This window comes from Streptomyces sp. IMTB 2501 (genome assembly GCF_001953885.1).
In the GTDB taxonomy this organism is placed as follows: Bacteria; Actinomycetota; Actinomycetes; order Streptomycetales; family Streptomycetaceae; genus Streptomyces.
The window spans coordinates 1-14,821 of record NZ_MQUS01000007.1 but is presented as its reverse complement, the minus strand read 5'-3'; the positions used below and the strand labels follow the sequence as shown (position 1 = coordinate 14,821).

11 protein-coding genes are annotated in these 14,821 nt (G+C 73.3%); 6 read left to right on the top strand and 5 right to left on the bottom strand.

Features of this window, described 5'->3' with window-relative positions; genetic code table 11:
• Window positions 1-94 precede the first annotated feature (94 nt).
• A complete protein-coding gene (locus AV521_RS13925; RefSeq protein WP_076088101.1) occupies window positions 95-1,642 on the top strand; it encodes a M1 family metallopeptidase in 1,548 nt (515 codons plus the stop codon).
• 58 nt (window positions 1,643-1,700) lie between these two features.
• Here AV521_RS13925 and AV521_RS13920 read toward each other — a convergent pair whose 3' ends face one another.
• From AV521_RS13920 to AV521_RS13910, 3 genes are all read right to left on the bottom strand, one after another.
• The gene (locus AV521_RS13920) at window positions 1,701-2,786 is read right to left on the bottom strand and encodes a mechanosensitive ion channel family protein (protein WP_076088099.1); all 1,086 of its coding nucleotides are present in this window, start codon (window positions 2,784-2,786) and stop codon (window positions 1,701-1,703) included.
• 181 nt (window positions 2,787-2,967) lie between these two features.
• Window positions 2,968-4,500, bottom strand: a complete 1,533-nt coding sequence (locus AV521_RS13915) for an amino acid permease (protein WP_076088097.1) — start codon at window positions 4,498-4,500, stop codon at window positions 2,968-2,970.
• 88 nt (window positions 4,501-4,588) lie between these two features.
• On the bottom strand, window positions 4,589-5,575 hold the full coding sequence (locus tag AV521_RS13910; protein WP_179023080.1) for a hypothetical protein: 987 nt from the start codon (window positions 5,573-5,575) through the stop codon (window positions 4,589-4,591).
• A 321-nt stretch (window positions 5,576-5,896) separates the two neighbouring features.
• Here AV521_RS13910 and AV521_RS13905 point away from each other — a divergent pair, with 321 nt between their 5' ends.
• From AV521_RS13905 to AV521_RS49265, 4 genes are all read left to right on the top strand, one after another.
• A complete protein-coding gene (locus AV521_RS13905) occupies window positions 5,897-7,327 on the top strand; it encodes an FGGY family carbohydrate kinase (RefSeq protein WP_076088093.1) in 1,431 nt (476 codons plus the stop codon).
• Window positions 7,324-8,733: an FAD-dependent oxidoreductase gene (locus AV521_RS13900; protein ID WP_076088091.1), complete on the top strand. Its 1,410-nt coding sequence runs from the start codon at window positions 7,324-7,326 to the stop codon at window positions 8,731-8,733. Before AV521_RS13905 ends, AV521_RS13900 begins: the two co-directional genes overlap by 4 nt.
• 47 nt (window positions 8,734-8,780) lie before the next feature.
• Complete coding sequence (locus tag AV521_RS13895) at window positions 8,781-10,034, top strand: NAD(P)/FAD-dependent oxidoreductase (protein WP_076088089.1); 1,254 nt, start codon at window positions 8,781-8,783, stop codon at window positions 10,032-10,034.
• Between the two features lie 389 nt (window positions 10,035-10,423).
• The gene (locus tag AV521_RS49265) at window positions 10,424-10,600 is read left to right on the top strand and encodes a hypothetical protein (RefSeq protein WP_179023078.1); all 177 of its coding nucleotides are present in this window, start codon (window positions 10,424-10,426) and stop codon (window positions 10,598-10,600) included.
• Window positions 10,601-10,642: 42 nt separating this feature from the next.
• Here AV521_RS49265 and AV521_RS13890 read toward each other — a convergent pair whose 3' ends face one another.
• Entirely contained in the window at window positions 10,643-11,407 is a 765-nt protein-coding gene (locus AV521_RS13890; protein WP_076088087.1) for a crotonase/enoyl-CoA hydratase family protein, read from the bottom strand.
• A gap of 48 nt (window positions 11,408-11,455) precedes the next feature.
• The gene (locus AV521_RS13885; protein ID WP_076088085.1) at window positions 11,456-12,430 is read right to left on the bottom strand and encodes a lysylphosphatidylglycerol synthase domain-containing protein; all 975 of its coding nucleotides are present in this window, start codon (window positions 12,428-12,430) and stop codon (window positions 11,456-11,458) included.
• Between the two features lie 207 nt (window positions 12,431-12,637).
• On the opposite strand from AV521_RS13885, the gene AV521_RS13880 reads away from it, so the two are divergent.
• Entirely contained in the window at window positions 12,638-14,548 is a 1,911-nt protein-coding gene (locus AV521_RS13880) for an ABC transporter ATP-binding protein (RefSeq protein ID WP_076088083.1), read from the top strand.
• The last annotated feature ends 273 nt before the right edge of the window (window positions 14,549-14,821 follow it).

Here is a 14,821-nt window from a genome sequence, read left to right as displayed (position 1 = left end):
GTGGTCATGACAAGCGATCACCCGCCGACCACGGGTGATCGCCCACCGACCGGCGGCCGGACCGACCAGCCGGCCGCCCCAGCGAAGGCGGACCATGAGATATCGCAGCAGAGTGACGGCCCCGGCGGCGGCCCTCCTCGGTACGGCCACGGCGCTGACCGTCGGCTCCCCGGCCCGGGCGGCCGGCACCGGCGGACGGACCGGGGAGCCCGGCCCGGAGACCCTCGGCGACCCGGTCTTCCCGGCCCTCGGCAACGACGGCTACTGCGTGTCGTCGTACCTCCTCGACCTCGCCTACGACCCCACGACCAAGCTGGTGGAGTCCACCGCCACCCTGAGAATCCGCACCACCGCGGCCCTGACCCGTTTCTCCCTCGACGCGCTCGGCCTGGACGTACGCTCCGTGTCCGTCTGCGACAGCCCGGCCGGCTGGGAGCAGGCGGACGAGAAGCTGCGGATCACCCCCGCCCGGCCGCTCCCGGAGAACGCGGCGGCGACCGTCCGTGTCACCTACTCCGCCGACCCGCGCCGCACCCTCCCGCACACGGCCTGGGTGCCCACCCCGGACGGCTTCGCGATCTGCCCGCAGCCGAACTCCGCGCACACCGTCTTCCCGTGCAACGACCACCCGTCGGACAAGGCGGCCTTCAGCTTCCGCCTCACGGTCCCGGCCGGGCTGAGCGCGGTGGCGAACGGCCTGCTCACCGGCACCGAGACTCTTGACGACGGCCGTACGGCGTACACGTACCGCTCGCTCTCGCCGATCGCCACCGAACTCGTCCAGATCACCGTCGGCGACTATGTGATCAAGGACCGGCAGGGCCCGCACGGCCTGCCGCTGCGCGATGTCGTGCCCTCCGCCCGCGCCGCGGCCCTGGAGCCGGCCCTCGCCCTCACCCCCGGCCTGGTGACCTGGCTGGAGGACCGCCTCGGCGCCTTCCCCTTCGAGACGTACGGCCTGCTGCCGTGCAACTCCGACGACCCGAAGGCCTTCGACTTCACCGGCCTGGAGACCCAGACCCTCACCCTCTACAAGCCGAACTTCCTGCTCCAGGAGGAGAAGAAGATCGGCTCGCACATGATGCACGAGCTGGTCCACTCCTGGTTCGGCAACCTGGTCAGCCCCGCCACCTGGGCCGACCTGTGGCTGAACGAGGGCCACGCCGACTTCTACGGGCTGCTCTACCGCTACGAGCGCGGCTGGACCGACTCCCTCGGCTACAGCACGTTCGAGGACCGCATGAAGTACACCTACGGCCTCGGCGACCAGTGGCGGCACGACTCGGGCCCGGTCGCCGCCCCGAACGCGGTGAACCTCTTCGACAGCCAGCGCTACACGGGTGGCGTCCTGGTCCTGTACGCGCTGCGCCAGGTCGTCGGCGAGGACGTCTTCCACACGATCGAGCGCGCCTTCCTGGACCGGTACCGCAACTCCTCAGCGACCACGGAGGACTACATCGCCATCGCCTCGGAGATCTCCGGCCAGGACCTGTCCGGCTTCCTGCGCGACTGGCTCTACGGCACGAAGACCCCGCGGATGCCGGGCCACCCCGACTGGACGGTGACCCCGGTCACCTCGTCTCTCATGGCTCCGCACAGCAGGCGAGGGGGCCACTGGCACGAGAACTCCGCGACGCTCTGACCGGCCGGGGCGGGCGGGGCAGCGCCCGGCCCTGCCCGCCCTCTCGCGTTCGGACGCGCTACTCGACGACCCCCGAGACCATGTCCTCCCCGCTGCGCTGCTGCGGAATCACCACCGTCCCCTGCCGCAGGGACACCGTGCGGGTGGGGGCCGGGACCGAGATGCCCTCCGCGCGGTAGCGGCGGTGCAGGCGCTTGATGAACTCGTGCTTGATGCGGTACTGGTCGCTGAACTCGCCGACGCCGAGGATCACCGTGAAGCCGATCCGGGAGTCGCCGAAGGTGTGGAAGCGGATGGCGGGCTCGTGCTCCGGGACGGCGCCCTCGACGTCCCGCATGACCTCCGTGACGACCTCGGCCGTCACCCGCTCCACGTGCTCCAGATCGGCGTCGTAGCCCACCCCGACCTGCACCGGGATCGTCAACCGCTGCTCGGGATGGGTGTAGTTGGTCATGTTGGCCTTGGCCAGCTGGCCGTTGGGGATGACCACCAGGTTGTTGGAGAGCTGGCGGACCGTCGTCTGACGCCAGTTGATGTCGACGACATAGCCCTCCTCGCCGCTGCTGAGCCGGATGTAGTCGCCGGGCTGGACCGTCTTGGAGGCCAGGATGTGGATGCCCGCGAAGAGGTTGGCGAGGGTGTCCTGGAGGGCGAGGGCCACAGCCAGGCCGCCGACGCCGAGGGCGGTCAGCAAGGGCGCGATGGAGATTCCGAGCGTCTGGAGGACGACCAGGAAGCCGATCGCCAGGACCAGGACGCGGGTGATGTTGACAAAGATGGTCGCCGAGCCCGCCACGCCCGAGCGGGACTGGGTGACCGTGTGGACGAGACCGGCGATCACCCGGGCCGCGGACAGCGTCGCCACGAGGATCAGCCACACCTCCAGGAACTGGTAGGTGTGGTGCTGCACGGCGCGCGTCAGGGGCAGTGCGGCCGCTGCCGCCGCCCCGCCGCCCGCGATGGCCGCCCACGGGACGACCGAGCGCAGCGCGTCCACGATGACGTCGTCGCCGCTCCACTTCGTCCGCTTGGCGTGCTTGGCCAGCCAGCGCAGCAGGGTGCGGGACAGGAAGGCGAGCAGCAGGCCCGCCGCGATCGAGATACCGGCCAGGACGAGGTCGTCCAGGGTCAGCGCACGGTTCACCGGTCGCCTCCGGGGCGTGGGCCGCTTGCGGAGTTGTGAAGTGTCGTCACGGGGTCACCTGTCGATGTGCGGGATGTTCGAACGCGCCGGCCGCGGAACTCCCGTGACCGGCGCGATCGTTCATCCTGCCGTACCAGGAACACCAGTTCGTAACCGGACCGGCGCTCGTCGGACAGCCGGCTCAGATGATGCCCTCCGCGAGTTCGGCCTGGTCGCGGTCGCTGCCGTACGCGGCGGCGGTGGGGGTGCCGTACGCGCGGCGGGCGACGTACCACCAGATGCTCGCGAGGACCAGGACGACGGCAAGGGCCACCGAGGCGTAGTTCATCGAGTCGACGGTGACCGGCGAGGCCTGCGGCAGACAGAACAGCACCGTCACACAGGCCACCCAGATCACCGCGATCCAGCCGATCGGCCTGCTCCAGCGGCCCAGATGCCAGGGCCCCGGCTGGAAACGGTCGCCCGCGCGCAGCCGCAGCAGCACCGGGATGGCGTAGGCGGGGGTGATGCCGATGACGTTGATGGCGGTCACCGCGTTGTACGCCGTCGCCGAGTACAGGGACGGCAGGGCGAGGAGGCCCGCCACGACGACGGCCAGCCAGACGGCGGCGACCGGGGTCTGGGTACTGCTGCTGACCTTGCGCCACAGGTGCGAGCCCGGCAGCGCGCCGTCCCGGCTGAACGCGAACACCATCCGGCTGGCCGCGGCGACCTCGGCGTTGCCGCAGAACAGCTGGGCGGTGATCACCACCAGGAGCAGCGCGCTCGCGCCGTCGGTGCCGAGGCCGTCGAGCAGGATCTGCGCGGGCGGCACACCCGTTGTGGTGTTGCGCGTGGCGTCGTAGTTCTGGATGGCGAAGGTCAGTCCGGCGAGCAGGACGAACCCGGCGATCCAGGACGCCCAGATGGACCGTACGATGCCGCGCGCCGCGGACACCGAGGCCTGCGAGGTCTCCTCCGACAGGTGGGCGGAGGCGTCGTAGCCGGAGAAGGTGTACTGCGCGAGGAGCAGGCCGATGGCCGCCACGTAGACCGGGTTGTGCCAGCCGGTCTCGTTGACGAACTTCGTGAACACGAAGGACGCCGACTGGTGGTGGTCGGGGACGATCGCGAGCGCGCCGACGATGAGCGCGACGCCCGCCAGGTGCCACCACACGCTGACCGAGTTGAGCAGACTGACCAGGCGGACGCCGAACAGGTTCAGCACCGCGTGCAGCAGGAGGATGGCGCAGAAGATCAGCATGGTCTTGCCGGGCGTCGGCGTGAAGCCCCACTGCAGGTTCGCGAACGCGCCCGTGAACAGCGCGGCGCCGTAGTCGATGCCGGCGATCGCGCCGAGCAGACCGAGCAGATTCAGCCAGCCGGTGTACCAGCCCCAGCGCCGGCCGCCGAGCCGGTCGGCCATGTAGTACAGCGCGCCGGACGTCGGATAGGCGCTGGTGACCTCGGCGAGCGCGAGGCCGACGCACAGCACGAACAGGCCGACGCCCGCCCAGCCCCACAGCATCACGGCCGGGCCGCCGGTGTTCAGACCGAAGCCGTACAGGGTCATGCAGCCGGACAGGATCGAGATGACCGAGAAGCTGATCGCGAAGTTGCCGAAGCCGCCCATACGGCGGGCCAGCACCGGCCGGTAGCCGAGTTCGCGCAGCCGCCGCTCCTCGTCCTGCTGGGGCAGGCCCGGGGCGGGCGAGGGATCGGGGGTGGGGGACATGCGGGGGACCTCCGGGTCAACGGGCTTGAGGACAGGGCACGTTCTAGACCTTCAGTGGCGCTCACAGCATTCAGGGCATTCACGGCATTCAGGGGCGGGGGCCGTCCGGGGCGGCCCGGCAGCGCTCCCGGGCCTGGGTGAAGACCTCCACGGCACGGCCCCGGTCGGGCGTGCGGTACATCCAGGGCGGGGGCGTGAAGTACGGACCGATGGCGTCGAACACCCGCGCCGCGTCGGGGAACTGCAGCGAGCCCCACAGGGCGTGCGCGAGATGGTTGAGGTCCAGCAGGGAGCGTTCGGCACGGTGTGTCTGCTCGAACCAGGAGCGCAGGGCACGCTCCGCCTCGCGCGCCGCGTCCTCCGCCACCCAGTGCAGATCGAGCGCCGCGTCGTGCCCGCTCTCGCGCCGGTAGCGCTCGACGCGGACGTACAGCGGCAGCACATGCAGCGCGGAACCGGCCGGTGCCTGCCCGGCCGCCCACTGCGCATAGCCGGCGGCCTCCGCGAGCCGGCCCGAGCCGCCGCGCGTGTACAGGAACTGGAGCATCCTGTGGTGGGCCTCCCGGTTGTACGGGTCGCGCCGGCCGGCCTCGGCCAGCAGCCCCCAGGGGCCGGACGGGAGCAACGGCTCGGGCGCGGCCTCCCGGTGCTCCTCCCAGCGCTGCTCCGGATCCAGCTGGGCGAGCGCGAGCAGGCACACCCAGGGCACGGGGTCCCGCGGGGCGATCCGGGTGGCGGACTGGGCGGCGTCCCAGGCCTCGATCCACAGCTCATGGGTACGGCGGTGCTTCTCCCGCCGGGCCCGCAGCGCCCGTTCCACACCGACCCGCGCGTGCATCACCGCGGCGTGGACGCTGCCCGGATCCTCCGCGAGCCAGGCGCGCACCACGTCGGTGCCGGCGGCGGCCGCCGCGAGGACCTGGGTGCGCTGGGTCCACTGCCACCCGGGTGCGGTGTCCGCGAGCAGCGCGCGCATGGCCATCCAGCGGCCGGTGCGCAGGTCCTGCAGCGCGGCGCGCAGGGCCCGGTCGGGACCCGCCGGGTCATAGGAGGGACGGGGTCCTTCTCTGGCCATCAGCCTGCGGCCCCCGGCCACGGGCGCACGGGCGGGGCGGGGTGGCGTAGCAACAGCACTCCTGTGGGCGGTGATTGTGGGGTGGCGCGCTGGTCGGCGGTCACTATAGAGGGGTGGGTTCCGCCGTGCCATTGTTGCCAACTCAAGCATTTATGCAGGCAAGTTGGATATCGGGAGGTGCTTGACTCCGGGTGCGGCACGGCGGCAGGCTGACGCGGTGATCTTCGGTGGCTCGGTGGTCTGCGGTGGCGCGGCGGTCTTCGGCGATCGGGTGACGCCCGGTGGCGCTGCGACCTTCGGCGCGGAGGGGGAGAAGGCGCGATGACCGGTCCGGTGCTCGCCGTCGATCAGGGCACGTCCGGGACCAAAGCCCTCGTGGTCTGCCCGGAACGCGGCGTTCTGGGCTCCGGCTTCGCCGAGGTCCGCCCCCGGTATCTGCCCGGCGGACTGGTCGAGGTGGACCCGTCCGAGCTGTACGACTCCGTGGTCGCCGCCGGCCGGCAGGCGCTCGCCGCGGCCGGTGTGAACGTCGTGGCACTGGGCCTGGCCAACCAGGGCGAGACCGTCCTCGCCTGGGACCCGGCCGACGGCCGTCCGCTCACCGACGCCCTGGTGTGGCAGGACCGGCGCGCCGAGGCCGTGTGCGCCGAACTCGCTGCGCACGCCGAGGAGTTGCGGCAGCTGACCGGACTGCCCCTCGATCCGTACTTCGCCGCGCCCAAGATGGCCTGGATCCGCCGCCACCGCACCCGCGAGGGCGTCGTCACCACCTCCGACGCCTGGCTGGTCCACCGCCTCACCGGCGCCTGCGTCACCGACGCCGCGACCGCCGGCCGTACCCAGCTCCTCGACCTGGACCGCGCGCAGTGGTCGCCGCGTGCGCTGGAGGTGTTCGGCCTGTCGGACGAACGGCTTCCGCGGGTGACCGACAACGCCCAGCACATCGGTACGACCACGGCGTTCGGCCATGAGATCCCGCTCACGGGCCTGGCCGTCGACCAGCAGGCCGCCCTGCTCGCCCAGCGCATCACCGCACCCGGCGCCGCCAAGTGCACCTACGGCACCGGCGCGTTCCTGCTCGCGCACACCGGCGAGCGCCCCCGGCGCGGCACCTCCGGCCTGGTCAGCTGCGTGGCCTGGCGGCTCGCCGGAAGCACCGGCTACTGCCTGGACGGCCAGGTCTACACCGCCGCCTCCGCCGTCCGCTGGCTCACCGACCTCGGGATCATCTCCTCCGCCGCCGATCTCGACCCCGTCGGCGGCGCCGTCCCCGACAGCGGCGGCGTCACCTTCGTGCCCGCCCTCGCCGGACTCGCCGCCCCCTGGTGGCGCGGCGAGGTGCGCGGCTCGCTCACCGGACTCGGTCTCGACACCGGCCCCGGCCATCTGGTGCGCGCCCTGTGCGAGGGTATCGCCGCCCAGGTCGCCGAACTCGCCGACGCGGCCGCCGCCGACCTCGGTGCCCCTCTGGGGACGCTCCGCGTCGACGGCGGTCTGACCCGCTCGACGCTGCTCATGCAGACGCAGGCCGACCTGCTGCAACGCCCCGTCGAGGTGTCCGCGCTGCCCGACGCGACCGCACTCGGCGCGGCCGCCCTCGCCCGCCTCGGCGCGGAACGTACCCTGGGCGTCGAACAGGCCCTGCCCGACTGGAAGCCCGCCGCCGTGTACGAACCCCGCATCAGTGCCGGCCAGGCCGCCGAACGCCGTGCCCGGTTCCGCACCGCCGTCGCCGCCCTGCTCGGCCGATGACCGTCACCGTCACCGCGGAAGGCCCGCTGCCCACCCGGACGTACGACGTCGTGATCGTCGGCGCCGGCGTCATCGGCTGTGCCCTCGCCCGTGAACTCTCCCGGCACCCCCGCCTGAGCGTCGCCCTGGTCGAGGCCCAGGACGACGTCGGCCAGGGCACCTCCAAGGCCAACACGGCGATCCTGCACACCGGTTTCGACGCGGCACCCGGCACCCTGGAGGCCCGCCTGGTCCGCGAGGGCTACGACCGGCTCGGTGCCTACGCGGCCGAGTCCGGTATCCCCGTCGAACGCGTCGGCGCCCTGCTGGCCGCCTGGGACGAGGAGCAGCTGGCCGCCCTGCCCCGGCTGGCCGAGAAGGCCGAGCGCAACGGCTGCCACGAGACACGCCTGCTGGGCCCCGGCGAGCTGTACGCCCGTGAACCCCGCCTCGGCCCCGGAGCACTCGGAGCCCTCCACGTGCCCGGCGAGAGCATCATCTGCCCCTGGACGACGACCCTGGCGTACGCCACCCAGGCGGTCCGCGCCGGAGTGGATCTGCACCTCAACACCAGGCTGACTCGGGCGAGTCGGGAGCACGACGGTCACCGGCTGCTCACCTCCCGCGGCCCCCTGCACGCCCGCCGCCTGGTCAACGCGGCCGGACTGCACGCCGACACCGTCGACCGGCTGCTCGGCCACGAGGACTTCACCGTCACCCCGCGCCGCGGCCAGCTCCTCGTGTACGACAAGCTCGCCCGCCCCCTCGTCCGGCACATCCTCCTGCCCGTCCCGACCGCCCTCGGCAAGGGCGTCCTGGTCGCCCCCACCGTCTACGGCAACGTCCTGCTCGGGCCCACCGCCGAGGATCTGGACGACAAACGGGCCACCGGCTCCACCGCCGACGGCCTCGCCGGACTGCGGGACAAGGGCCGCCGTATCCTGCCCGCCCTCGTCGACGAGGAGGTCACCGCCGTCTACGCCGGGCTGCGCGCGGCCACCGGCCAGGAGGACTACCGCATCGCCGCCCACCCCGAGCACGGGTACGTCACCGTCGGCGGCATCCGCTCCACCGGACTGACCGCCTCGATGGCCGTCGCCGCCCATGTCACCGGCCTGCTGGCGGGCACCGGGCTCGACCTCGGCCCGGTCCGCGAGCCGGAGCCGGTGACCATGCCCAACCTCGGCGAGGCCTTCCCGCGCCCCCACCAGCGGCCCGAACTCATCGCCGCCGACCCCGAGTACGGCACCCTCGTCTGCCACTGCGAGCGCGTCTCCCGCGGCGAGATCCGCGACGCCCTCGCCGCCACCATCCCGCCCCGCACCCTGGAGGGCCTACGTCGGCGCGCCCGCGCCCGGGCGGGCCGCTGCCAGGGGTTCTACTGCGGGGCTGCGGTGCGGGAGCTGTTCGAGAGGGGGCGACCATGACGGAACCGAGTGCGACGGGACCGGGCACGACGGGACCGAGACCGGACATGACGACTTCTCGTTCTGTCGATGTCCTCGTCGTCGGCGCCGGCCCGGCCGGACTCTCCGCCGCCGCGCGGCTGGCCGCCTCCGGCGCCGGGCGGGTGGAGGTGCTGGAGCGGGAGCAGCAGGCCGGCGGTGTGCCACGCCACTGCGCGCACGGCGGCTTCGGCACCTGGACCCGCCCGCTGACCGGCCCGCGATACGTCCGTCTGCTGACCGAGGCCGCCGAGCGGGCCGGCGCGGTGATCCGGACCGGGACGTCGGTTCTGGACTGGGCGGGCCCGGATCCGGCCGGCCCCGGTGCCCGTCCGGTGCTCACCGCCGTAGGCCCCGGCGGCCCGGAGACGATCGAGGCGCGGGCCGTCGTCCTGGCCACCGGCGCCCGGGAACGGCCGCGCACCGCCCGGCTGGTGCCCGGCACCCGACCCGCCGGTGTCTACACCACCGGTGAACTCCAGCAGGCGGTCCACCTGTTCGGGCAGGACGTCGGCACCCACGCGGTCGTCGTCGGCGCCGAGGACGTCTCCTACGCGGCGGCCGCGACCGTGCGCGCGGCCGGTGCCGAGGTCGTCGCCCTGGTCACGGAACACCCGCGGGCCCAGAGCGGCCGGGCCCGCGCCCAGTCGGCCCGGCTGTGCCACCGCGTTCCCCTGCTCACGGACACTGCGATCGCCGAACTCCTCGGTTGGGGACGCCTGTCCGGTGTCCGCGTCCGGCACCGCGACGGTCGTACGGCCGTACTGGCCTGTGACACCGTCGTGTTCACCGGCGACTTCGTCCCGGACCACGAACTGGCCCGCCGCGGCGGCCTCGCCCTGGACCCCGGCACCCTCGGCCCGGCCGTCGACGGCGCCCTGCACACCTCACGCCCGGGAGTCTTCGCCGCCGGGAACGTCCTGCACGCCGTCGAGCGCGCCGGTACGGTGGCCGGCGAGGGGGCCGGAGTGGCCGGTGCCGTCCTGGAGTTCCTGGCGGGCACGCCCTGGCCGGAGCCCGGACTCCCGCTCGCCGTCGAGGCCCCGCTGCGCTGGATCGCCCCGAACCGCATCAGCCCCGCCGCCCCGCCCGCCCGGTACGTCCTGCGCACCAGCACCCCGCTGACCCGCCCGGTCCTGCGGATCCACCAGGACGGCCGCCTCCTGCACAGCGAGCGCCCGGGCTTCGGCACCGCGCTGCCGAACCGACCGCTCGCCCTCACCGCCCGCTGGACGGGCCGGGCCGACCCGAAGGGCGGCGAGGTCCGGGTGAGCGTGCGCTGATGATCTGATGCCGTGTCACGCGGCACGTCCAGGACGACGGAGCACGCCAGCCGGCCGACCGCACAGCGGGTCAGGTACGGCTCCGTGTGCGGCCGCAATCGGGCCGGCAACTGGGCGGTGCTCGCCACGGAGTGGGTGAGACCACCGGCGGAATGTGCCGGATCCGCGCTCGTACGCCGTGGGCCCGGAGCACGGCCCGTATCGCCTGGTCCCGGTCGTAGGCACCGGGTCGGCGATGTTGTAGGCGCCCGGCGGTCAGCCGGCGGCGGTGAGGCATGCCCCGGTGAGGTTCTCCACGTCCGCTCTCCGTCCTCGTCCACCGGACGCGGCGGGATCACGGACCGGAGCACCACCCACAGGTCGGTCATGCCTTCTCCCAGAGCATCGTCATGATGCTCACTCCGCCGCCCAGGCCCACGAACAGCACGCGGTCGCCGGGCAGCAGCCGCTCGCACGACCGGCACCGCGGCGCCGCCGGTTCGGTCCAGCTGGGCTGGACCGGATTCTGTGAGTCGGACCGGTTCGAGCCCCTGGTGGTGCGGGACGGCGAGGTGGTGTGGCCTTGACGGCCGTCCCCGGCCCGCAGGACCGGCAGTGGAGGAACCGGGTCACAGGTCCGTGAAGGACCCGTGCCGGCCGGCTCCGGAGGCGAAGCGGGCGGCGCCGTCCGTGCTCCGCTCCAACACGCCCATGCCGTGGCGGAGTTCACCGCGCAGGGCCGTCTCCTCGTCCAGTCCCTGCTGGTCGAGGACCGACGCGCGGTCGCTGCGCAGGCAGCCCTGTGGGAAGCGGGCGAGGTCCGCCGCCAGCGCCTCGGCCTCGGCGCGGGCGTGACCCGTCGGGACCACGCGGTTGGCGAGCCCCATGTCGTACGCCTCGCGGGCCGGGACCGGCCGGCCGGTGAGGATCATGTCCATGGCGCGGCTGGTACCGATCAGCCGGGGCAGCCGTACCGTGCCGCCGTCGATCAGCGGCACGCCCCAGCGGCGGCAGAACACCCCGAACACGGCGTTCTCCTCCGCGACCCGCAGATCGCACCACAGGGCCAGCTCAAGGCCGCCCGCCACCGCGTGCCCGGCGACGGCGGCGATCACCGGCTTCGACAGCCGCATCCGCGTCGGCCCCATCGGCCCGTCACCGTCCTCGGCGACCCGGTTGCCGCGTTCCGTGCCGATCGCCTTCAGGTCGGCCCCCGCGCAGAACGTGCCGCCCTCGCCCCACAGCACCGCCACCCGGGCGGCGTCGTCGGCCTCGAACTCGCTGAAGGCGGCGGCGAGTTCGGCCGCCGTCGGTCCGTCCACCGCGTTGCGGGCCTCCGGCCGGGAGAGGACGACGGTGGTGACGTACTCCTTGCGCTCCACGCGAACCGGCATGGGCCCTCCTCGTTGTGGCCTTCTTCGGGTGCGGAAGCCCACTCTGCCTCAGATGACCTTGAACCGGACCAGCGCCCCCAGCGTCAACGCGCCCGGCACCAGCGGCACCCAGACCGTGATGATGCGGTAGGCCAGCACCACCGCCGTGGCGACCGCGGCCGGGCCACCCGCCGCGACCAGGGCCACGACCAGCGCCGCCTCGACCGAACCCAGGCCACCCGGAGTGGGCACCAGTGCCACCGCGACGGTCGCCGCCAGGTAGGCGAGCACCATGTGTGCCACCGGCACCGGCAGCCGCAGCGCCTGGCCGACCGCGGCGAGACCGGCCGCCTGCAGCGCGGGGAAGGCCAGCGAGCCGCCCCACAGGGCCAGGGCACGGGCCGGCCGGGTGTGCACCGAGCGCGCCTCACCGAGGGCGTCCCGCACGAACGACACCACACGCCTGCGCAGCGGCCGTACCAGCGCCACCACGGCCACCGCCACCGCCAGCAGGCCGCCCGCGCCCAGCAGCAGCGGGAGCGCCGAGCCGTCCGGCAGCAGGGGGCCGAGCCGCAGCGCGTCCGGGAAGGCGAGCAGCAGCGCCGCCAGCAGACCGAGCCGGCCCACGGACTCGGCCAGCAGATACAGGGCGAGCGCCGCCGAGGAGCGGGCCAGCGGCACCCCGCACACGGTCATGAAGCGCAGGTTCACCGCACCAGCACCGAGCCCGGTCGGCAGCAGATGGTTGGCCGAGCCCGCCGCGAACTGGGTGGCCAGCAGCCGCGCCTTCGGCAGCGGCTGGATCACGGCACCCTGGCGGGTGACCGCGGCGGCCACCCAGGTCAGACACGTGGCGCCGGCCGCCGCGAGCAGCCACGGCCAGGAGGCGGTGCGCAGCTGGCCGAAGCCCTCGGCGAGCAGGGCGCGGTTGCGTACGGCGACCACGGCGACGAGCACGAGCGGCACCAGGCACAGCACCTGGCGGACGGGGGCGCGATGGGGGAGTCGTCCCCGGGGCCATGGGGGAAGCGGGACGGCAGTCACATCCGGAGAGGTTTTCCGCGCCACCCCAACGGCGGGTGGCCGATGCGGGGACGGCGGCTTACAGGCTGTGGTCATCGGGGCCTTTCGGGGCTTCGGACAGGGCGGCGCCGGTGCCGGGGCCGGCGGAGCGGCGCACATCGGCGCGGGTGAAAAGAGACGGACATTGACCTCAACGAAGCTTGAGGTTCTACGTTCTCTTCCATGAGCATGGAGACCACCGCATGGACGCAGCTGCACAGCGTCATGAACGCACAGTCCGAGCGCCGTCCGTTCGCCCGCGGCACGCTGCGCCGTATCGCCGCCTTCGCCGGCCCGCATCGCGCGGGCATCGTCCGGTTCGTGCTGCTCGGGGTGGTGACCGCACTGCTCGCCGTGGCCACCCCCGTGCTCGCCGGCCGCGTCGTCGACGCGATCGTGGCCGGGCACGACTCCGGCAGGGTCGTCCGGCTCGCACTGCTCATCGCGCTCGTCGCGCTCGCCGAGGCAGGGCTCGGCGTCCTCGGCCGCCGGCTGTCGTCGACGCTCGGGGAGGGACTCATCCTCGACCTCAGAACGGCTGTGTTCGATCATGTGCAGCGCATGCCCGTCGCGTTCTTCACACGGACTCGTACGGGAGCGCTGGTCAGCCGTCTCAACAACGATGTGATCGGTGCCCAGCGGGCGTTCGCCAACACCCTGTCCGGCGTGGTGAGCAACCTGGTCACCCTGCTGCTCACCCTTGCCGTGATGCTCACGCTGTCCTGGCAGATCACCCTGCTCGCGCTGGTGCTGCTGCCGGTGTTCGTGCTGCCCGCCCGCCGCATGGGCACCCGGATGGCCGGAATGCAGCGGGAGGCGGCGGCGCTGAACGCCGCCATGGGCACCCGGATGACCGAGCGCTTCTCCGCCCCCGGCGCCACCCTGGTCAAGCTGTTCGGCCGCCCCGAGGAGGAGTCCGCGGAGTTCGCGGCCCGCGCCGCCCGCGTCCGGGACATCGGGGTGCGCACGGCGACCGCGCAGTCGGTGTTCATCACCTCCCTCACCCTGGTCTCCGCCCTCGCGCTGGCCCTCGTCTACGGCCTCGGCGGCTGGTTCGCGCTGCACCACACCCTGCAGGCCGGCTCGGTCGTCTCGCTCTCGCTGCTGCTGACCCGGATGTACGCCCCGCTCACCGCGCTCGCCGGCGCCCGGGTCGAGGTGATGAGCGCCCTCGTCAGCTTCGAGCGGGTCTTCGAGGTGCTGGACCTCAAGCCGCTCATCGAGGAGAAGCCGGACGCCCGAGAGGTCCCGGGGGGCCCGGTCGCCGTCGAGTTCGACGACGTCCGCTTCTCCTACCCGTCCGCCGACCAGGTCTCCCTCGCCTCCCTGGAGGAGGTCGCCGCCCTCGACACCCGCGGCGGCTCCGAGGTCCTGCACGGCATCTCCTTCCGCGCCGAACCCGGCCAGACCGTGGCCCTCGTCGGCTCCTCGGGCGCCGGCAAGTCCACCATCGCCCAGCTGCTGCCGCGTCTGTACGACGTGGACGCGGGCGCCGTCCGCATCGGCGGCGTCGACGTGCGCGACCTGACCGCCGGCTCGCTGCGCGGCACCCTCGGCATGGTCACCCAGGACGGCCACCTCTTCCACGACACCGTCCGCGCCAACCTCCTCCTCGCCCGGCCCGACGCCACCGAGGAGGACCTCTGGGCCGCGCTCGGCCGAGCCCGGCTCGCCGAGGTCGTACGGTCCCTGCCCGACGGCCTGGACACGGTCGTCGGCGAGCGCGGCTACCGGCTCTCCGGCGGCGAACGCCAGCGGATGACCATCGCCCGGCTGCTGCTGGCCCGGCAGCGCGTGGTCATCCTCGACGAGGCCACCGCCCACCTGGACAACACCTCCGAGGCGGCCGTCCAGGAGGCGCTCACCGAGGCGCTGGAGGGACGTACGGCCGTGGTGATCGCCCACCGGCTGTCCACGGTCCGGGCCGCCGACCAGATCCTGGTCGTCGAGTCCGGCCGGATCGTCGAACGCGGCACGCACACTTCGCTCTTGGCGGCCGAGGGGCGGTACGCCGAGCTGCACCGGACCCAGTTCGCCCGCCAGACCGCCACGCCGGAAGGGGAGACGTCGACGTCCGCGGGGGAGGCGGCGACGGTCTGAACCGGCTCCTGCGGCGGGGCGGCGCTGCCTTTGTTGCCTGACCTCTTGACTCCACTGGTCCGGACCTTTAGCTTCACGCCTTAAACAAAGCCTGCGGACACCCCAATGCCCCCCTTGTTCACCGGTGTTGGGCCGCCCCCCCACGCGAAAGGCCACCCGCGCATGGCCAAACCCCTCCCCGCGGCAGTCTCCCTGGGCGTCCTCGCGCTCTCGGCCGGACTGCTCACCGCTGCCCCCGCCCAGGCCGCCACCGGTTCCGTCACCGGGCTCGCC

What these genes read in the sequence shown, in the direction of transcription:
- AV521_RS13900 (WP_076088091.1), top strand. Translation starts at nt 7,324, where the DNA reads ATGACCGTCACCGTCACCGCGGAAGGCCCGCTGCCCACCCGGACGTAC.
- AV521_RS13890 (WP_076088087.1), bottom strand. Translation starts at nt 11,407, where the DNA reads ATGCCGGTTCGCGTGGAGCGCAAGGAGTACGTCACCACCGTCGTCCTC.
- AV521_RS13910 (WP_179023080.1), bottom strand. Translation starts at nt 5,575, where the DNA reads ATGGCCAGAGAAGGACCCCGTCCCTCCTATGACCCGGCGGGTCCCGAC.
- AV521_RS13895 (WP_076088089.1), top strand. Translation starts at nt 8,781, where the DNA reads ATGACGACTTCTCGTTCTGTCGATGTCCTCGTCGTCGGCGCCGGCCCG.
- AV521_RS13915 (WP_076088097.1), bottom strand. Translation starts at nt 4,500, where the DNA reads ATGTCCCCCACCCCCGATCCCTCGCCCGCCCCGGGCCTGCCCCAGCAG.
- AV521_RS13905 (WP_076088093.1), top strand. Translation starts at nt 5,897, where the DNA reads ATGACCGGTCCGGTGCTCGCCGTCGATCAGGGCACGTCCGGGACCAAA.
- AV521_RS13925 (WP_076088101.1), top strand. Translation starts at nt 95, where the DNA reads ATGAGATATCGCAGCAGAGTGACGGCCCCGGCGGCGGCCCTCCTCGGT.
- AV521_RS49265 (WP_179023078.1), top strand. Translation starts at nt 10,424, where the DNA reads ATGATGCTCACTCCGCCGCCCAGGCCCACGAACAGCACGCGGTCGCCG.
- AV521_RS13880 (WP_076088083.1), top strand. Translation starts at nt 12,638, where the DNA reads ATGGAGACCACCGCATGGACGCAGCTGCACAGCGTCATGAACGCACAG.